The following is an 18780-nucleotide window of genomic DNA, read 5'->3' as shown; positions in this document are numbered from 1 at the left end:
ATAGGGACGAAGTGGGCGCTCTCGTCGCGCCACAGCAACGTCCTGTCCATTCAGCGGTGCCAGCGAATTGACCGCGCCGTCAACACTCGACTCTATAGGAACATCATGGGGGCGGACCAGCATATCGATTGGCGGACGGCAGCGGCGAGCGCACTGGATTGGTGGCGCGACGCGGGCGTCGATGCGTCGATCGACGAGGCGCCACGCGACTGGCTGGCTCCTGTCGAGGCGCCCAAACCGGCCCGCCGCGCGCAAGCCGTAACGGAAGCAACGGCGGCGACACCGCTGCCCAATACGCTGGCGGCGTTCGAGGCCTGGCGCGTGGGTTCGGACGCTCCCGAAGCTGGATGGCCCGGCGAACCGATCGCGGCCCAGGGCTCCGCTGCATCCGATATCATGGTGCTGATCGATCTTCCCGAACGCGAGGATGGCGAATCGGGCATGTTGATGAGCGGCCCTGCCGGCCGGTTATTCGATCGCATGCTCGCCGCGATCGGGCGGGATCGCGCCTCGATCTATCTCGTGCCGGTCTGCGGAAGCCGCCCTGTCGCCGGGCGTATCGCCCCCGAGATCGAGGAGCGGCTGAACGAGGTCGCCCGCCACCATGTCAAACTTGCCGCGCCCAAACGGCTGTTGTTGCTGGGCAATGCCCCCAGCCGGGCGCTGCTCGGGGCGGATGTCATGCGCGTTCGCGGCAATTTACACGTGATTAACCTTAATGGCGGAAAAGGGTCCGGGGCAGATACGGACCAAGTGGGGGGAAATGACGTCGCGACGCAGGCGGTGGCGAGTTTCCACCCGCGCTTCCTGCTGGAGCGGCCGGCCGCCAAGGCCGAAGCATGGAAAGATCTGCAAATGCTGATCGGGAACCTCGAAAAGTGACCTCGAAATTCATCCTGGCATGCGCCGTTGCACTGGCCCCGCTCGGTGTTGCGCATGCCGCCGATGCCCAGCGTGTCGGATCCGCCACGGCCCGCGCCGTGCCCGAGCAGCTCGATGCCGAGCAGCGCGCCGGTTACCGCGCCGTGTTCCAGAGCATCCGCGACCAGAAATGGCTCGATGCACAGATTCAGCTCGATTCGATGAAGCCGGGCCCGCTCCATGCCATCGCGCGTGCCGAGTTGCTCACCGCCAAGGGTTCGCCCAAGGCCGATCTCGACCCGCTGGTAAAGCTGCTGAGCGAGGCCCCGGAACTTCCCCAGGCACAACAGATCGCGGTGCTGGCCAGCTCGCGCGGCGCCGTCGGCCTGCCGCCACTGCCCGAAGCGCGCAGGCTCACCTGGATCGATGGTGCCCCTGCCCGGCTGCGCGCGAAGAGCATCAAGAGCGACATGGTCGCGGGCGAGCTCGCGATCCGCATGCAGCCCTTCGTGAAGGCCGATGACGGCGTTTCGGCCCAGGCGCTGCTCGAATCGATGGAGGGCCTGTCCCTCGACGCGCTGACCGAATGGCAGCAAAAGGTCGCCTGGATGTATTTCCTGGCAGGCGACGACAACAACGCCCGCACCATGGCAACCAAGGCTTCGGCCGGCACCGGCGACTGGGCCGTGCAGGGCGAATGGGTCGCGGCGCTCGCCGCATGGCGCCAACGCGATTGCACTGCCGCCGGACAAGGCTTCACCAAAGTTGCGGCCCGCGCCAACGATATCGAGCTTCGCGCGGCCGGCCTCTACTGGGCCTCGCGCGCTGACATGCAGTGCGGTCGCCCCGATCTGGTCGAGGGCCGGCTGAAGAATGCCGCACAATATCGCGAGACCTTTTACGGCCTGCTCGCCCGCCAGACGCTCGGCATCCGCGATCCGGCCGGTCATCCTGCCGAGACGATGCTCGCCAATGATTGGCAGTCGCTGGCGCGCCGTCCCAATATCCGCGTCGCGGCCGCGCTGGTGGAAATCGGCGAGAACAGTCTGGCCGACGAGGTCATCCGCCAGCAGGCGCGGATCGGCGATACGTCCGAATTCCCGGCGCTCGTCCGGCTGACCGGGGCGCTCAACCTGCCCTCGACCCTGGTCTGGCTCTCCCACAATGGCCCGGTCGGCTCGACCCCGCCGGTCGAGGCACGCTTCCCGGCACCCAACTGGACGCCCGATGGCGGCTGGCGGGTCGACAAGGCGTTGGTCTTTGCGCACACGCTCCAGGAATCGCGCTTCCGCACTGACGTGGTCAGCGCGGCCGGAGCCTATGGCCTGATGCAGGTTCGCCCGGGCGCTGCCACTGATATTGCCCGCAAGCAGGGTCGCACTTTCGACCGCTCGGCGCTCAGCAACCCCGGCACCAATATGGAAGTCGGCCAGAGCTATCTCGAGCAGCTGCGCGACCAGCCTTGTACGGGCGGCCTGCTGCCCAAGGTGATCGCTGCCTATAATGCCGGGCCGGTACCCGTCGAGGCATGGAACGCCCAGGCGCGCGATGGCGGCGATCCGCTGCTTTATATCGAATCCATCCCGTTCTGGGAGACGCGCGGCTATGTCATTACCGTGCTGCGCAATTACTGGATGTACGAGGGGCAGACCGGCAAGACGGCATCGCCGAGCCGCATCGCCTTGTCGCAGGGCCTGTGGCCGCGCTTCCCCGGCATGGCAGGCGCCAGCTCGGTACGGCTCAGCTCGAGTGCGATGAATCCAGGCGCGTTCAGCTCCGCTTCGGTACCGACATCGGTCGCCAGTGCCAATTGACGAGGAAGCCGCGTTCCTGCCGGTCAGGATCGCGGTACTCACCATTTCCGACAGCCGGACCCTGGCCGACGATCGCTCGGGCGACACGCTCGTCGGGCGGTTGAGCGCGGCGGGCCATGTGCTCGCCGATCGTGCGATCGTCACCGATGACGTCAGCGCGATCGTCAGCCGGCTCCATGCCTGGATCGACGATCCGCAAGTCGATTGCGTCATCACCACCGGCGGCACCGGCGTCACCGGGCGCGATGTGACGCCCGAGGCGATCGAGCGAGTCCAGGACAAGCCGATCCCCGGCTTTGGCGAGCTGTTCCGCTGGCTCAGCTACCAGACGATCGGCACTTCGACCGTCCAGTCGCGCGCCTGCGCCTGCGTGACGCGCGGCACCTATATCTTCGCCCTGCCCGGATCGACCGGCGCAGTGAAGGACGGGTGGGACGGCATCCTCAAGGACCAGCTCGACAGCCGCCACCGGCCCTGCAACTTCGTCGAATTGATGCCGCGCCTGATGGAGCGCTAATCGCTATTTCTGCGCTGTCGGCGTTTTCTTCGCGGCAATGAACTTCGCCAGTTCGGCATCCATCACCTGATACCAGTCGACGATATCGGCAAAATTCGCCTGGGTTGTTTTTCCGGTAGCGGTAAAATCCATATATTCGTTGAGGTTGCCCTCCTTGTCGACGGCGACCTTCAGGAAACGCTTGGTGACGTTCCACTCATTGGCGAGCGCGATCGTGAAGATCGGTTCGGCCTTGTACCAGCTTGAAAACTGGTAGGATCCGCAATCGACCTGCCCGGTGCAGCCATAGAATTCGATCGTGAAATCCGATCCGCTGGCGCTGCTGAGAATATAGGGCTCGCCCTTGTCGTTCTTCTTCAACTCGGCCTTGTAGCCAGCGTCCTTGAGTGCAGTGACGACGACCGGCGGCTGACGCAGGTCGAGCAGCCGATCCTGGGCTGTCGCCTGGATGGCGCTGGTCATTCCATAGAGCAGGGCGGATATCGCTATCAGTCGACGCATGGTCTTTCCCCCGGTCGCGCCGCCCCCACGTGCGACGGCTAGGGCAGCAGACCGCAAGCCGGGCCATTCGTCAATCTCGGAAGCCAGCGTCCGTAAGCGAGTATTAAATCTCCGCCGCTACACCCCGCACATCCAGTGAGGGGGCATCCTACATGACCGCGCCGATTTCAGATCTCTCCGCCGCGCTCAAGGCCAAGGCGAGCATCGACGCCGACGATACGCTTGCGATCCGTCGCATTGCCTGGCCCGATGGCTGGATCGACGCGCCCGAGGCCGATGCGATCTTCGATCTGAACACCAGCGTGAGGGATACATCGCGCGAGTGGGTGGATTTCTTCGTCGAGGCGATCAGCGCCTATGTCGTTCGTCAGCAGGCGCCTGAGGGCTATGTCGACGATGCGAAGGCGGCCTGGCTGATGAGCAGGATCGACTCGGACGGAAAAGTGGATTCGCTGGGCGAACTGGAAGCGCTGGTGAAGATCCTCGAGGATGCGACCAACGCGCCTGAGACGCTGAAGATCTACGCGCTGAAGCAGATCGAGTTCATTGTCCTGACCGGCACCGGGCCCACTCGCGACGGCGGCTCGCTCGACGCGGGATCGATCAGCGCGGCCGAAGTGAACCTGCTGCGCCGCCTGTTGTTCGCGCAGGCGAGCGATGGTCCGGCATCGGTCAGCCGGGCTGAGGCCGACATGCTGTTCCGGATCAAGGACGCAACCCTGGCCGGCGCCAACGCACCCGAATGGCAAAAGCTGTTCGTCCAGGCGGTCGGCAATCACTTGATGGCGCACAGCGATTATCGACCCCTGGCACGCGATCAGGCCGTCAGGCTCGATGCGTCGATGAACGACACGCATTCCGACGTGGGCGGCTTCTTCAGCCGGATGAGCCGGGCTGGCTTTGCCGACGGCTTGCGCGCCGTGTTCGCGGCGCCTGAAGCGCCGGAGCATCATGACGAGGCAGTAGCCGCTGATCGCGCCATCGCCCCAGACGAGCGGGCTTGGCTCAAGGCCAAGATCGATGCCGACACGACGCTCGACCCGCTGGAAAAGGAGCTTCTTGCCTTTATCGCGGAAGAAAGCGGCACCAGGGTGGCTCTTTAGCGCGCGACTTCAGGAACCTCTAGGTTTTCGGCTTGCTGCCGCCCGCCGCATCGCGCTTCTCCTTGATGAAGGCACCAAGCTGCGCGTCCATCGATGCGTACCAGTCGATATAGTCCTTGAAATTCTCGTAGGTCATGTTGCCCAAAGTTGAGACGTAGAGATACTCCGCAAGGTCCCCGTCGCTGTCGATGGCGACCTTCAGGAAGCGCTTCTTCGCGTTCCACTCGTTCGCCATATCGCTCGAGAAGAAGGGCTCTTTCTTGAAATAGCTGTAGAATTCGAACGAGTCGCACCCGGCGTCGTTCGTGCAGCCGTAAAAGGTCAGCTGGAAATCGCCGCCGTTGACGCCGCTCTGGATATAGCTGCTGCCGTCGTCCGCCTTCTTGATTTCGGCCTTGTACCCCGCCTCCTGAAGGAGCGCAGCGACCCCCTTCACGCTGCTGACGTCCACCACCCGGTCAGCCGCTATCGCCACCGAAGGGGTCGTCATCGCCGCGAGCGCCAGCGCCAATAGTCCAGTCCGCATATTCCTGTTCCCCCAAGCCAGATCGGCGTGAATCAGGTCATAAGAGGCCCTGCGGCGACATGCCACACCCGCCTTTACGCATGGGCGTCGGGCTGCATCGCCGCGAGTTCATGGCCCGCCGGATCACGGAAGTGGAAGCGCCGCCCGCCCGGGAAGGCGAAGATCGGCAAGGTGATCGTGCCGCCCGCCGCTTGTACCGCCGCTTCGGCCGCCTCAAGGTCGTCGACCTCGATCACCGGCAACAGCTGCGCGGTCGATTGCGACGAGTCGCCGTTTAGGCCGATATCCGTGTCGCCCGTCATCGTCGCGGCATAGTCGGGTCCGAAATCGGTGAAGGTCCAGCCAAAGGCGGATGCATAGAAGGCCTTCGTCACCGGCACATCGCGCACCGGCAGCTCGAGATAGTTGAAGCGTGCCATATTGCCTCCCAAAGGATCCAGTGTTCTTGCTATGTTCTCACCGATCGACTAGATCGAGTCAATGCCAAATTCCGGGCCAAATTCCGGGCCAAATTCCGGGCCAAATTCCGGGCCAAAATCACCCGCCAAATCCCGCGCCGTCCGTGGCGCGACGCTGAACCAGGAAAGCGTCAGGTTCAACTTGCCCGAGCGTGAGGCGGATGGTGATTGGCTGGACGATCGGGAATGGCTGGACGAAGGGCCCCCGCCCCTGCGCACCACGGTGACGGTCGAGACCCCACGCACCATCATTACCCGCAACACCTCGCCCGACATCGGCTTCGATCGCTCGATCAACCCCTATCGCGGTTGCGAGCATGGCTGCATCTATTGCTTTGCGCGGCCGACTCATGCGTTCCACGATCTGTCGCCCGGGCTCGATTTCGAGAGCCGGCTATTCGCCAAGCCGGATGCCGCCATGTTGCTTCGCGCCGAATTGGCCAAGCGCGGTTACGTCGTGCGGCCGATCGCGTTCGGGACCAACACTGACCCTTATCAGCCGATCGAGGCGGAATGGCGCATCACCCGGCAATGCATCGAAGTGCTTTCGGAAACCGGGCATCCGCTGACCATCACCACCAAGTCCGACCGAGTCACCCGCGACATCGACCTGCTCAGCCCGATGGCGGCCAGGGGGCTGGCTGCAGTCGCCGTGTCGATCACCTCACTCGATCCGCGCATCGCCATGACCGTCGAGCCCCGCGCCCCGGCACCGGAGCGGCGACTGGCCGCGGTGCGCAAGCTCGTCGATGCCGGCATCCCGACCTATGTCTCGATCGCCCCGGTCATCCCCGCGATCACCGATCACGAGATGGAGCATCTGATCGAACGCGCGGCACAGGCGGGCGCGCACGGCGTCACCTTCATCCCGGTCCGATTGCCCTTTGAGGTCGCGCCGTTGTTCAAGGCCTGGCTCGACATGCATTTCCCCGATCGAGCCGGCAAGGTCATGGCGACGATCCAGTCGATCCGCGGCGGGCGCGACAATGATCCAAACTTCCACACCAGGATGCGCGGCAGCGGCCCCTGGGCCGAACTGCTCCGAACTCGCTTCAAGATCGCCTGCCGCAAGAATGGCCTGCTCGGCGAATGGAAACCGCTCCGTACCGACTTGTTTCGGCCTCCGCCCGGTCGTCAGGGCGAGCTGTTCGGCTAACGCGAACATGGTGAAGGCCGCTTATACGGCGCTTTAACATCGCCTTAGCTGTTCGCACGGCAGAATGGTTCGCGAAGACAGGGGCATTTCTTGCGCCGCGCCGCTTCTTCGTCGAACCATCGGCGCCTCTATTGTTGCAGCCAGGCTCTTTACGGGAGGGGTTGATGGATAAGGCGAGCACGAACGATCGTCCGTCGAACGACAAAAGAACCGGCGATCGCCGCCGCGAGCAGGACCCGCTTTACGTCGGCGACGAGCGCCGCAAGAGCGAGCGACGCAAGAACCCGTCCTGATCCCGGCTCCTTGCCTCACGGAGCAGCATCGGCCCGGTCGGCCGGCGCCTCGTCTCCCCCCACTGGCACCGCCCCTGGCCGCCCGCGCCCGCCGGCGGGGCCGCTCGAGATGCGCGGCAATTCCTTGCGCTCGATCTTCCCGTCGCCATTCTTGTCGAGCAGCGCGAAGCGGACATCGGCCGCATGCTGGAATTCAGCCGGGTCGACGCCGCGGTTGAAGTTGGTGTCGGCGATCGTCACTGGCTCCGGGAAATCGAAATAGCTGAACCGGGCCGCGCCCTGCTTGCCATAGGTCACGCGCGTTGCGCCGCCCTGCCCTTCGCTCTGGCCTTGCCCACCGCCACCCGGGCCACCACCGCCACGATGGCCACCGCCGCCTCGACCGCCGCCGCCCCTATGCCCGCCGCCGCCACGGCCGCCTGCGCCTGCGAAGCGACCGCCGCCCTCGCCACCGCCGACGCGGATTTCAGGAGCCAGCACGGTCTCATAATAGTCGATGTCGTCGGGATCGATCTCGCCGTCATGGCCGCGATCGAGCACAGCGAAGAATCGCGACGCATCCTTCGAGAATTCCGCCCGGCTCAACGCGCCGTCATGGTCGGTGTCGGCGTTCTGGAACCAGGTATCCGCCGGATCGCCGCCGCCGCGCTCACCGCGAAAGGGCTCGCCCATCGGGCTGATGAACAGCCGCCCACGCGGCCCCTCACCTGCCGCGCCGCCGCTGCGAAAGCCCCCATGAGGCGGACCGTGCCTGAATTTGGGATGCTGATCGCCGGCGCATCCGGCCGTCAGGAGGGCCAGAGACGTTAGAAGGACAAGACGCATTACTCACCCGCTCGCTTGAGGAGCCCCCGGAACGCCGACAAGCAACCTGATCTGTGGCAATTTCAAGGAGCGAAGGACCGGAATGGACCCTAGTTTTCCGAAGCAACCCGTGTGATCTCGGCATGGAGCAGGTCGGCCATATGGCGGTGATCCTTCAGCGAGGGGTGCCAGTCGCACCCGCCAAGATCGAGTCCGACGACATGCACGGTGGAAACCCGACCGCGCGCCCCGCTGCCAAGCGCCGACGCGACCAGCTCGACATCGGCGATGAACGCATCCGATCCCATCAGGATCAACCGCGCTGCCGGCTGCCGAGCCATCACGTCGCGCGCGAACCGCACATAGCGGGCGCGATAGGCGGCACGCAGCGCGTTCTGATCTGCCCATGGCTCGCCCTTATGGGGCGGCGTGGAGAAATCATTGGTCCCGAGATTGATGACAATGATCTGCGGGCGCCAGCCACCGGGGTCAGTCTCGACCGGTGTGGGATCGCTCGGGATCATCCGTTCATAAAGCCCCGGCATGCTCTCGCCCGGCCGGCTACCGCCATAGTTCCGCACGATGCCGAAGCCGGAATAGGCGTTGATGCGATAGTCCGCGCCGAGCCGCCGCGCGAGGATCGGCCCGAAGGCCTGCTGCGTGTCGGTGGTATCGCGCAGCTCGGTCGGCGTGCAGATGCGGTTGGCTGACGTGTCGCCATAACCGACACTGTGGGAATCGCCGATGAACTCGATCTGCCGTCCGGTTCGGGCCGGTGGCGAGAGCGGGACGCCGCCATCCGTCGGGAAGAAGCCGATCAGCCGGGTCGCGTCACCCTGGGTCTCGCTGAGCTTCTCCAGCCGGAAGCCGTGCTCGCCGTCGCTGAGGCCGCCGATCCGCACATCCACGTCGCCGGTGCGGTCGAACCGCCCCTTCTCCATCCCGTCGATCAGCAGGCGCAGGCGTCCCGAGCCGTTGTGCAGCCTGACGAGAAGGCCGGTCCCCTTGAAGCGCCCCTCGACATAGACACCCGGCCAGCCGAACCGCATCGACCCGTCCGCCTCGGTCACGGCGCGGCCTCCGACATAAACAGGGACCGGCGCGGCTTGCCGCCGTTCGGCGCAGGCCGGTGCGCCCGAGAGGAGCGCAATGACGGCCAGGATGTGAAGTCTCGGCGTCACGCCTTGCCGGCGCGACACTTCATCAGCGGCTGGATGCGGGTGCCGAACGTCTCCACCCCCTCGATGAAATCGTCGAAGGTCAGCAGGACACCGCCCGTATTCGGCACCTCCGCCATCTCGTCGAGCATGCGCGCGACGCTCTCATAGCTGCCGACCAACGTGCCCATGTTGATGTTCACCGCGCCTTCGGGCGCCGCGAGCTGGCGGACATTGGTGGTGGCATTGTGCTTGTCGGCGGCACCCTGGTCCGCAAGCCAGGAGATCGCATCGACATCGACGCCGTCATTATACGACTTCCACTTGGCCATCGCCTCCTCGTCGGTCTCGGCGGCGATGATCATGATCAGCACGAAGACGGAGACGTCGCGGCCGGTCTTGGCCGTCGCGGCGGCGAGGCGATCATTGTTGAAGGCGAAGGCCTTGGGTGTGTTGACGCCCTTGCCCAGGCAAAAGGCATAGTCGGCCCATTTCGCCGAGAAGGCGAGGCCGTCGTCGGACGACCCCGCGCAGATGATTTTCATGTCGCCGGTCGGCTTGGGCCGGACGCGACAATCCTCCATCTGGTAATATTGGCCTTTATAGTCCGAGACACCCTCAGCCCAGAGTTCGCGTAGAATATGCGCATATTCGTCCAACATCTGGTAACGATTACGGAAATGCTCGTCGCCGGGCCACAGGCCCATCTGACTGTATTCGGGCCGTTGCCAGCCGGTGATCAGGTTCAGCCCGAACCGCCCATGGCTGATCGAGTCGATCGTGTTGCACATCCGCGCGGCAAAGGCCGGCGGGATCACCAGGGTCGGGCAGGTCGCGTAGATCTTGATCTTCTCGGTAACGGCGGCGAGCCCGGCCATCAGGGTGAAGCTCTCCAGACCATATTCCCAGAACTCGGTCTTGCCGCCGAACCCGCGCAGCTTGATCATCGACAGCAGGAAATCGAGCCCGTGCTTTTCGGCGCTGAGCGCGATCTCCTTGTTCATGTCGAAGCTCGGCTTGTACTGCGGCGCATTCTCCGAGATCAGCCAGCCATTGTTGTTGATGGGCACGAAAACGCCGACTTGCATGTTGTTAGCTCCCCAGAAATTCGAGCGCGAGTGAGTTGAAGGTAGCTGGATCGGTGACGTTGCAGGCATGGCCGCCCCACGCCATCGTCGCGAGCATTGCGCGCGGCAGCCGATCGGCCAGCTGCCGCGCGCAATGCGAAGGCACGAGCATATCGTCCTCCGACACCAACACCAGAATATCTGCCGCCACATCGGCGGGCAGTTCGAACATCCGCGCCGCGCCGATTCGCTTTTCGAGAGTTTCGACAGGCGGGAAATGCGCCAGTTGATGCGCACCTTCCGCATCGAGCTGCGCGATATTCTCCGAAATCCAGTTAGCCGGATAGAGGAAGAATGACTGGGCGCGGACATAGGCGGCCGGCCCGCTCCTGTGCAGCAACTCGAGCCGCGTCTCGAAGCATCGCGCGAAATGCGGATCGAGGCTGGCCCAGCCGTTGATAACGACGATCTTGCCGATCCCCGGGAAGATCCGTGCCAGCTCGAGCCCGATCAGCCCGCCCAGCGCATGGCCGATGAAATGCGCGCGCTCGACCCCAATCTCCTCCAGCAGGGCCAGCACATCCGCGGCCATGCTCGCAATGGTGAGGTCATCGGGCAGCGTCCGGTCACTACGCCCCGTCCCGCGATGATCGTAGAGCAGCACGCGATAGTCTGCGGCGAGGGCCGCCAGGTTGGGCAACCAATATCCCGCCGAGCCACCCATGCCGGGCGAGAGGATGACGACCTCGCCATGCTCGGGCCCGTGCCATTCGTACCAGAGCCCGGCGGCCTGCATCAGCCGATATGCGCCACGCTGGCGATTTCGACCAGGCAATCGGGCTTCACCAGATCGCATCTGATGCAATAGCGTGCGGGCTTCGCGCCGGGGAAATACTCGGCATAGACCCCGTTGAACGCGGCATAATCCGCGAGGTCCTTCAGGAAGATATGGTTCATCGCCACATCCGCCAGCGTCGCCCCGGCCGCCTCGAGCGTGATCCGGATGACGTCGAGCACATGCCGGGTCTGCGCGGCGGCGTCGCCGACATGCAGCACCGTCCCGCCCTCGCCCAGCGCCAGCACGCCCGAGACATAGACAGTGTTGCCTGCCTTCGCGCCGGCCGAATAGGGCGCGATCGGGGTCGGGAATTGCGGCGGGTTGATCGGTTCGAAAGGCATGGCTCTACTCCTTGGGGGACTGGCCGAAGCTGCCGCAGAAATCCGCGACGGTGGAGACCCAGCCGAAGAATTTCTCGACATTGTAGACGGTCGCCTGCTGGATGAAGTCCGGCCCGAGATGATGCGTCGCATCCTCCAGCATCACCCCGAAATATTCGAGATGGAAGCCGTCGCGCAGGGTGGATTCAACGCAGACATTGGTCGCGATGCCGACGAACACGATGTTCCTGATGCCCCGCGAGCGCAGCGTGCTGTCGAGTTGCGAGTTGAAGAAGGCGGAATAGCGCGTCTTGTGCAGGCTGATATCGCCCGGCTGCGGCTTCAGTGCGTCGACCAGCTCATAATCCCAGCCACCCCGCGCAAGCAGCGTACCTGACAGCTCAGGGCGCTTGCGCATCGTCTTCAGCGCATTGGACTTGTGCCAGTTGGGCGACCCCGGCCCGCCCGCCTCGACATAGTCCGGGTCCCAGCCATTCTGCAGATAGATCACCTGCACCCCGGCCCGCCGCGCGGTGTCGAGCACGGTCGCGATCTTGCCGATCGTGCCTGCCGCGCCCGAGATGTCGAAGCCCGCCTGGTCGACATAACCGCCGGGCGAGGCATATGCATTCTGCATGTCGATCACGACGACCGCGGTTTCCCCGGGCGACAGGCGCAGCGCCTCGGGTCGGGCGGGCAGCGTCACCGCCCCCGCCGGAGTGCCCACTTCAACCGTCGCGCCTTCGTCCGTCACTCGTCAACTCCCGCGCACAAGGCGATGAATCCAGCCGGGGAACTTGAACCACTCGCGCCTTCGTCGCAAGCGTCGCAAGCTGGCTTGTACCGCGCCCGCGCTTTGCCCATGATGTGATCACGGGTCGCTTTCCAACGAGGGAGCGCACGCATGATTTCAACCGATGCCCTGGTGTTGCAGCTAAGCTATGCTCTGCTCGTCGTCGCGTTGCTTGCGCGCACGACGCGGCGCATGCGGATGATGATCGCCGCCGCGGGTATGGCGATTCTGGCGCATGCCATCCTGCTTGGTGATTATGCCGGGCTGGGCTGGATGCTGCTCCTGCTCGGGGTCTGGCTGGTCAAGCTCTGGGGAGACCGCACCGAGGGCAGGAAGATTCGCTTCACGCCCGTCGAAGAGGCAATGCGCCGCACCTATCTCGCGGCCTTGCCCCGCGGCGCGGCGCGTCAGTTCATCGATCTCGGCCTGTGGCTGCGCGGCGCCGCCGACGACGTGCTGACCAATGAGGGCGAACCAGTGACCAACCTCTATTATCTCGTCAGCGGCGAAGCCTGCGCGACGATCAAGGGGCGCGAGGTCGGCACCTGCCGTGCCGGCGACCTGATCGGCGAAGCGACCATCATGTCGGGCGACGATGCCACCGCGACCGTCACGCTGACCGAACCATCCACCTTCTGGTGCGCGTCCACGCCGACGGTGACGCGTTTCCTGGACGATCACGAAGGTCTGCGCAGCGCGATCGAGCGGAGCTTTTCCAACGCGGTGAAGGACAAGCTGCGCGCCGCCAATATCGCCATCGCCGAGGCGGATCGCTCTGCTTGAGTCGATGTGCGGCGTGACACCCGTCACGCGCGCGGCCTTCCCTCCCGTCCTATCCCCGCCCTGTCGGCATCGACCGGATCTCACAACGACCCGGTCCGGTCCGTCGGGAAACGGGGGATTTGCAGGCGAGCGGCCGGTCCGCACCGTCCAGGTAGCAGGTCCCTTCAAGCGAAGGGAAATACGCATGATCACCTGGCCCAACATCATCGCCGCCGTCGCGCTGGGCTTCTCGCTCGGCTGCTTCTACCTGTTCGTCAAGGACGCGGTCGGCGCGAAACCGGAGACGGTCGAAGTCGCGAAGCGGATGCAGACATTGGCGCCCACAATCGACCTGCTCGCGATCATCAAGGCAATGGCAGATGCCTTTTCCAAGCTCCGGCCGGGCCTCTCCGCCCTGCTCGGCGCGATCATGTTCCTGCTGCTGTCGGGCGCGGCGGTGGGGGTCTACACCTTCACCGCATGATCCGGCCCGTCAGGCCGCCGCCAGCTTGTGGTCCTTGAACCGCGCGCGAAGCTCGGTCTTGAGCAGCTTGCCGGTGGCGGTGTGCGGCAGGTCGTCGACGAAGACGATTTCGTCGGGCAGCCACCATTTGGCGACATGGTTGGCCAGATGTGCGGTGATCTCGGTCGGGGTCACCGCGCTGCCGGCCTTGCGCACGACCACCAGCAAGGGGCGCTCGTCCCATTTGGGATGATACACGCCGATCGCCGCGGCCTCGGCTACGCCGGGACAGCCGACCGCCGCATTCTCCAGATCGACCGAGCTGATCCATTCGCCGCCCGATTTGATCACGTCCTTGGCGCGATCGGTGATCTGCATCGTGCCATCGGGATGCAGCACAGCCACGTCACCGGTATCGAACCAGTTGTCGGCATCCACCGCATCGGCATCGGCCTTGAAATAGCGCTTGATCACCCAGGGCCCGCGGATCTGCAGTCGCCCCGAGCTGAGCCCGTCGCGCGGCAGCACGACATTGTCGTCATTCACCACGCGCAACTCGACACCGAACGGGATCTGCCCTTGCTTGGAGACATGGTCGAGCTGGTCGGACAAGCTCATCTCGTCCCAATGCGGCGGCGGCGCACCCGCGGTGCCGATCGGCGAGGTCTCGGTCATGCCCCAGAGGTGCTTGACCGTCACGCCCATGCCCATGATCCGCTCGATCATCGCGCGCGGCGCTGCCGATCCGCCGATCGTCACCTGCTGGAGATGCCCGGGCACTTCGCCGGTCGCATCCATATGCTGGAACATCGACAGCCACACCGTCGGCACACCCGCGGAATGAGTCACTTTTTCCTGGTTCATCAACCGGCACAGGATCACCGGATCGTTGACCGCGGAATAGACGAATTTCGCCCCCGCCAGCGCGCCGGCAAAGGGCAGGCCCCAGGCGGCGGCGTGGAACATCGGCACGATCGGCAGCACCACGGCCCGCGACGAGAGGTTGAACACCGCCGGCGCCACCTCGGCCATTGCATGAATCATCGTCGACCGGTGCTGGTACAGCACGCCTTTCGGGTTCCCGGTGGTGCCGCTGGTGTAGCAAAGCATGCACGGATCGCGCTCGGGGCCCTCGACCCAAAGGTAATTCCCGTCTTCGCGCCCGATCAGCGCCTCGAAGCCGTCGGGACCATCGTCATCGAACACGACATAATGCTGAATGCTGGTCCATTGGTGCTTCAAGCGATCGACGATCGGCTGGAACACCTTGTCGTAGAACAGCACCCGGTCCTCGGCATGGTTGGCGATATAGACCAGCTGCTCGTCGAACAGCCGCGGGTTGATGGTGTGGATCACCCCGCCCATCCCGATCGTGCCATACCAGGCGACGAGATGACGGCTGTGGTTCATGCCCAGGGTCGCGATACGATCGCCGGGCTTGCAACCCATCTTCTCAAGGGCTTGCGATAGCTTTCTCGAATCGCGTGCGATGCCGGCCCAGTCAGTGCGCGTCTCGCGCCCGTCGGCCCAGACGCTGACAATCTCCCGCCCGCCATGCTCCCGCTCGGCATGCTCCAGGAGCCGCGGCACCCGAAGCTCGAAATCCTGCATCCCGCCCAGCATTCGCCCTCTCCCGGCATTGTTCTACCGGTACTGTCGTCCGCTTTAAGCGTGTTTGTACAGCCCCGGCCCTATTTCGATTCCGCCGCGTTCACCACGACGCGCTCGAAGCGAACGTCATGGATGTCCGTCGCATCGTCAAGGCGGACACGGAGCGGCAACATGCTTTCCGATCAGCCGACCAGCGCGAGCCTCGTCTCGGAGGTCTTCAGCACGACGTTGCTGATGCCGTCCAACGTCTCGATCCGCGCGGCAAGCTCGCCGTCGAGCAGGAAGTCCCGGCCGAGCAGCACGCGCGCCGCGCCACCCTCGGGCAGCGCCGCATTGACCCATACCTCGCCCCGCGCCCCGCGCGCCTCGGCGAGCAAGGCCCCAAGCGCGGCCATCGCCGCCGATGTCTCCACCGACAGCTCGACCACGAAGCGCGCCGTATTGGCGAGCGACTCGAACGGCTGGATGCGCTTGATGCTCACCCGCGGGCTGTCCTCGCCCGGGCGGCGATCCAGCTCGACGGTCAGCAACCCGCAACCGCCGTTGCGCGCCGCCTCTTCCAGGTCGGCCGCGACCATGTCGTCGAAACAGGTGGCGATGAACTGGCCCGACGGGTCGGACAGCGTCGCCATCATATAGCGCTTGCCCCGCGCCGAGGTCCGCCAGCGCGCATCCTCGACCAAAGCCGCCATCGTCGCCCCGGCGCGCGTGCCGTCATCGGGAATGGACAGTTCGCCCAGCGCCGCGAAGCTGCGCGCGCCATGCATCTTGGCCAGATGCCCGTGCCGGTCGACCGGATGCGCCGAGAAGTAGAAGCCGAACGCCTCCTTCTCCTGATCCATGCGCTGCGCCAGGGTCCAGCGCGCCGAAAGCGGCAGCTTGATCGCCGGCTCGACCGCATCGGCGGTACCGAACAACCCGCCCTGCCCGCTGGTCTTCATGTCGTGAACGCGCGCCGCAGTGGCCAGGATCGTCTCCGCCGTCGCGAAGATGCCCGCACGATTGGGATCGATCGAATCGAACGCGCCCGCCGCCGCCAGTGTCTCGAGCTGCCGCTTGTTGAGCAGCCGCGGGTCGACGCGGCGGGCGAGGTCGTCGAGCGAGTCGAACGGTCCGTTCTCGTCGCGCTCGGCGACCAGTTTCTCCATCGCTCCCTCGCCCACGCTCTTCAGCGCGGCCAACGCATAGCGCACTGCCAGCCCGTCCTCGGTGCTTTCCACCGAGAATTCCGCTTCGCTGCGATTGATGTCGGGCGGCAGGCAGGCAACGCCCATGCGCCGCATATCGTCAGCGAATACGCCCAGCTTGTCGGTCAGCGTCATGTCGAAGCACATCGACGCGGCGTAGAATTCCTCCGCATAATGCGCCTTCAGCCACGCCGTCTGATAGGCGAGCAGCGCATAGGCGGCGGCGTGCGACTTGTTGAAACCGTATCCGGCGAACTTGTCGATCAAGTCGAACAGCTCGTTCGCCTTGCCCGCCGGAATCTTGTTGACCGCCAGGCAGCCCTCGACGAACCCGGCGCGCTGCGCGTCCATCTCCGCCTTGATCTTCTTGCCCATTGCGCGGCGCAGAAGGTCGGCCTGACCCAGGCTGTAGCCGGCCAGGATCTGCGCGGCCTGCATCACCTGTTCCTGATAGACGAAGATTCCATAGGTCTCGGACAGGATGCCTTCCAGCAGCGGGTGCGGATAGGTGATGTCCTCGCGCCCGTTCTTGCGCGCGCCGAAGCTCGGAATGTTGTCCATCGGGCCCGGGCGGTAGAGCGAGACGAGCGCGATGATGTCGCCGAAATTGGATGGGCGCACGGCCGACAGGGTTCGGCGCATGCCTTCCGATTCGAGCTGGAACACGCCGACCGTGTCGCCCTTCTGGAGCAATTTATAGACGCCCTCGTCTTCCCATTCGAGCGCGTCGAGATCGATAATGATGTTCCTGTTCTCGAGCAGCTGAACCGCTTTCTTGAGAACGGAGAGCGTCTTCAGGCCGAGAAAGTCGAACTTTACCAGGCCCGCGCCCTCGACATATTTCATGTCGAACTGGGTGACGGGCATGTCCGATCGCGGATCGCGGTAGAGCGGCACCAGTTCGGCCAGCGGCCGGTCGCCGATCACCACGCCGGCGGCATGAGTCGAGCTGTGGCGCGGCAATCCTTCGAGCTTCATCGCGAGGTCGAGCAGATGCTTCACCCCGCTGTCGCTCTTGTATTCGGCGAGCAGCTCCGACACGCCGTTCATGGCGCGCTCGAGCGTCCACGGGTCGGTCGGATGGTTCGGGATGAGCTTGGCGAGGCGGTCGACCTGGCCATAGCTCATCTGCAGCACGCGGCCGGTGTCCTTGAGCACCGCGCGTGCCTTCAGCTTTCCGAAGGTGATGATCTGCGCGACCTGGTCGCGACCATATTTCTCCTGGACGTAGCGGATTACCTCGCCACGCCGGGTTTCGCAGAAATCGATGTCGAAGTCGGGCATCGACACGCGTTCCGGGTTGAGGAAGCGTTCGAACAGCAGGCCCAGCTTCATCGGGTCGAGATCGGTGATGGTCAGCGACCAGGCGACCACCGAGCCCGCGCCCGAACCGCGGCCCGGCCCAACCGGGATGTCGTGATCCTTCGCCCATTTGATGAAGTCCGCGACGATCAGGAAATAGCCCGGAAAGCCCATCTGGATGATGACGTCGAGCTCGAATTCGAGGCGCTTGCGATAGACTTCGCGCCAGTCCTCGTCTTTCGCTTCGCCCGGCACGACCGGCGCATGCGCCGACAGTTCCTCGATCCGCTTGAGCCTTTTCTCCAGCCCCACCCGCGCATCGACGCGCAGCGCCTCGGCCTCCGCCGCCGGATCGCCGGCCAGGCTCGGCAGGATCGGCTTGCGATAGGGCGCCATCACCGCGCAGCGCTGCGCCACCACCAGCGTATTGGCGATCGCCTCGGGCAGGTCCTCGAACAGCTGACGCATGTCCTTGGCCGGCTTCATCCACGCGTCGGGCGAACTGCGCGGGCGGTCCTCGCTGGCGATATAGGTGGAATTGGCGATGCACAGCATCGCGTCATGCGCGTTGCCGAAATCCTGGTCGGAATAGCAGCAGGGGTTGGTCGCGACGATCGGCAAACCGCGCTCATAGGCCAGGTCGAGCAGCCCCGCCTCCGCCCGGCCCTCGGTCTCGTCGAGCCGGCGCACCAGCTCGATATAGAGCCGGTCGTAGAACAAGGACTGGAGCCGGTCGGCATAGGCCATGGCCCGCTCGGTCTGGCCCTCGGCGATCAGCCGGGTCAACCCGCCCTCGCCCCCCGCGGTCAGGGCGATCAGCCCGTCGGTCCTGCCTTCCAGCGCGGCGAAGTCCACATGGGGCGACAATTCCAGCGGCCGATCGAGATGCGCGCGCGACACGAGCGCACAGAGATTCTCATACCCCTGCCCGTCCTGCGCGTAGAGCGCGATCCAGTCGATCGGCGCATCGACGCCCTCGGGCATATCGGGCCGCGCGATGCCCAGCATCGTACCGATGATCGGCTGCACGCCCGACGATTGGCACGCGTCCGAATAGGCCATCGCCGCATACAGGCCGTTGCGATCGGTCAACGCGGCGGCGGGAAAGCCCAGCTCTTGCGCGCGCTTGGCGATCGCCTTGGGCTCAATCGCGCCATCGAGCATCGTGTAGGACGAAAAGATACGCAGGGGCACGAAGGCAGAATGCGGCATCCTGCGACTATGGGTGTCCCGTGCGATTCGGGGAA

Annotated in this window: 20 protein-coding genes; 8 read left to right on the top strand and 12 right to left on the bottom strand. The window is 64.9% G+C overall.

Annotation, left to right across the window (positions count from 1 at the left end; all coding sequences use genetic code 11):
* The first annotated feature begins 105 nt into the window (after positions 1–105).
* From WC729_RS14125 to moaB, 3 genes are read left to right on the top strand one after another with little or no spacing between them, the layout of a single operon-like run.
* The gene (locus WC729_RS14125) at positions 106–882 is read left to right on the top strand and encodes a uracil-DNA glycosylase (RefSeq protein ID WP_372853804.1); all 777 of its coding nucleotides are present in this window, start codon (positions 106–108) and stop codon (positions 880–882) included.
* Complete coding sequence (locus tag WC729_RS14120; RefSeq protein WP_372853802.1) at positions 840–2675, top strand: lytic transglycosylase domain-containing protein; 1836 nt, start codon at positions 840–842, stop codon at positions 2673–2675. Before WC729_RS14125 ends, WC729_RS14120 begins: the two co-directional genes overlap by 43 nt.
* Positions 2665–3192 (top strand): molybdenum cofactor biosynthesis protein B, encoded by a 528-nt coding sequence (gene moaB, locus WC729_RS14115; protein WP_372853800.1) that lies wholly within the window; start codon positions 2665–2667, stop codon positions 3190–3192. The genes WC729_RS14120 and moaB overlap by 11 nt, the downstream gene beginning before the upstream one ends.
* Positions 3193–3195: 3 nt before the next feature.
* Here the strand turns inward: moaB and WC729_RS14110 are convergent, their stop codons facing one another.
* Positions 3196–3693: a YbjN domain-containing protein gene (locus WC729_RS14110; protein WP_372853798.1), complete on the bottom strand. Its 498-nt coding sequence runs from the start codon at positions 3691–3693 to the stop codon at positions 3196–3198.
* Positions 3694–3845: 152 nt separating this feature from the next.
* On the opposite strand from WC729_RS14110, the gene WC729_RS14105 reads away from it, so the two are divergent.
* Complete coding sequence (locus WC729_RS14105) at positions 3846–4796, top strand: hypothetical protein (protein WP_372853796.1); 951 nt, start codon at positions 3846–3848, stop codon at positions 4794–4796.
* Positions 4797–4815: 19 nt separating this feature from the next.
* Here WC729_RS14105 and WC729_RS14100 read toward each other — a convergent pair whose 3' ends face one another.
* From WC729_RS14100 to WC729_RS14090, 3 genes are all read right to left on the bottom strand, one after another.
* Complete coding sequence (locus WC729_RS14100; protein ID WP_372853794.1) at positions 4816–5322, bottom strand: YbjN domain-containing protein; 507 nt, start codon at positions 5320–5322, stop codon at positions 4816–4818.
* Positions 5323–5396: 74 nt separating this feature from the next.
* The gene (locus tag WC729_RS14095) at positions 5397–5741 is read right to left on the bottom strand and encodes a VOC family protein (protein ID WP_372853792.1); all 345 of its coding nucleotides are present in this window, start codon (positions 5739–5741) and stop codon (positions 5397–5399) included.
* 48 nt (positions 5742–5789) lie between these two features.
* Entirely contained in the window at positions 5790–5921 is a 132-nt protein-coding gene (locus tag WC729_RS14090; protein WP_372853790.1) for a hypothetical protein, read from the bottom strand.
* A 1-nt stretch (position 5922) separates the two neighbouring features.
* On the opposite strand from WC729_RS14090, the gene WC729_RS14085 reads away from it, so the two are divergent.
* Positions 5923–6936: a PA0069 family radical SAM protein gene (locus WC729_RS14085; protein WP_372853788.1), complete on the top strand. Its 1014-nt coding sequence runs from the start codon at positions 5923–5925 to the stop codon at positions 6934–6936.
* 164 nt (positions 6937–7100) lie between these two features.
* On the top strand, positions 7101–7229 hold the full coding sequence (locus WC729_RS14080) for a hypothetical protein (RefSeq protein ID WP_372853786.1): 129 nt from the start codon (positions 7101–7103) through the stop codon (positions 7227–7229).
* 15 nt (positions 7230–7244) lie between these two features.
* On the opposite strand, the gene WC729_RS14075 is transcribed toward WC729_RS14080, so the two are convergent.
* From WC729_RS14075 to rutB, 6 genes are all read right to left on the bottom strand, one after another.
* The gene (locus WC729_RS14075) at positions 7245–7901 is read right to left on the bottom strand and encodes an EF-hand domain-containing protein (RefSeq protein ID WP_372853783.1); all 657 of its coding nucleotides are present in this window, start codon (positions 7899–7901) and stop codon (positions 7245–7247) included.
* Positions 7902–8143: 242 nt separating this feature from the next.
* Complete coding sequence (locus WC729_RS14070) at positions 8144–9214, bottom strand: SGNH/GDSL hydrolase family protein (protein ID WP_372853781.1); 1071 nt, start codon at positions 9212–9214, stop codon at positions 8144–8146.
* On the bottom strand, positions 9211–10278 hold the full coding sequence (rutA, locus tag WC729_RS14065) for a pyrimidine utilization protein A (RefSeq protein ID WP_372853779.1): 1068 nt from the start codon (positions 10276–10278) through the stop codon (positions 9211–9213). Before rutA ends, WC729_RS14070 begins: the two co-directional genes overlap by 4 nt.
* A gap of 4 nt (positions 10279–10282) precedes the next feature.
* Positions 10283–11053, bottom strand: a complete 771-nt coding sequence (rutD, locus tag WC729_RS14060; RefSeq protein WP_372853777.1) for a pyrimidine utilization protein D — start codon at positions 11051–11053, stop codon at positions 10283–10285.
* Positions 11053–11436, bottom strand: coding sequence for a pyrimidine utilization protein C (rutC, locus tag WC729_RS14055; protein ID WP_372853775.1), 384 nt, complete (start codon positions 11434–11436; stop codon positions 11053–11055). The genes rutD and rutC overlap by 1 nt, the downstream gene beginning before the upstream one ends.
* A gap of 4 nt (positions 11437–11440) precedes the next feature.
* Entirely contained in the window at positions 11441–12169 is a 729-nt protein-coding gene (gene rutB / locus WC729_RS14050; protein ID WP_372853773.1) for a pyrimidine utilization protein B, read from the bottom strand.
* A 150-nt stretch (positions 12170–12319) separates the two neighbouring features.
* Here rutB and WC729_RS14045 point away from each other — a divergent pair, with 150 nt between their 5' ends.
* Complete coding sequence (locus tag WC729_RS14045; RefSeq protein WP_372853770.1) at positions 12320–12991, top strand: cyclic nucleotide-binding domain-containing protein; 672 nt, start codon at positions 12320–12322, stop codon at positions 12989–12991.
* Between the two features lie 184 nt (positions 12992–13175).
* Positions 13176–13454 carry a hypothetical protein gene (locus tag WC729_RS14040; protein ID WP_372853768.1) on the top strand — a complete coding sequence of 93 codons (279 nt, stop codon included), beginning with the start codon at positions 13176–13178 and terminating at the stop codon, positions 13452–13454.
* A 9-nt stretch (positions 13455–13463) separates the two neighbouring features.
* Here the strand turns inward: WC729_RS14040 and WC729_RS14035 are convergent, their stop codons facing one another.
* Together WC729_RS14035 and dnaE are read right to left on the bottom strand one after the other, a co-directional pair.
* Positions 13464–15056, bottom strand: a complete 1593-nt coding sequence (locus WC729_RS14035) for a long-chain fatty acid--CoA ligase (protein WP_372853766.1) — start codon at positions 15054–15056, stop codon at positions 13464–13466.
* A 170-nt stretch (positions 15057–15226) separates the two neighbouring features.
* Positions 15227–18745, bottom strand: a complete 3519-nt coding sequence (gene dnaE / locus WC729_RS14030; protein ID WP_372853764.1) for a DNA polymerase III subunit alpha — start codon at positions 18743–18745, stop codon at positions 15227–15229.
* Positions 18746–18780 lie beyond the last annotated feature (35 nt).

Origin of the sequence: Sphingomonas sp., assembly GCF_041661825.1 — a bacterium.
Lineage (GTDB): Bacteria > Pseudomonadota > Alphaproteobacteria > Sphingomonadales > Sphingomonadaceae > Sphingomonas.
Note: the sequence above shows the minus strand (reverse complement) of the source record. Positions and strands in the feature narration are given on the sequence as shown.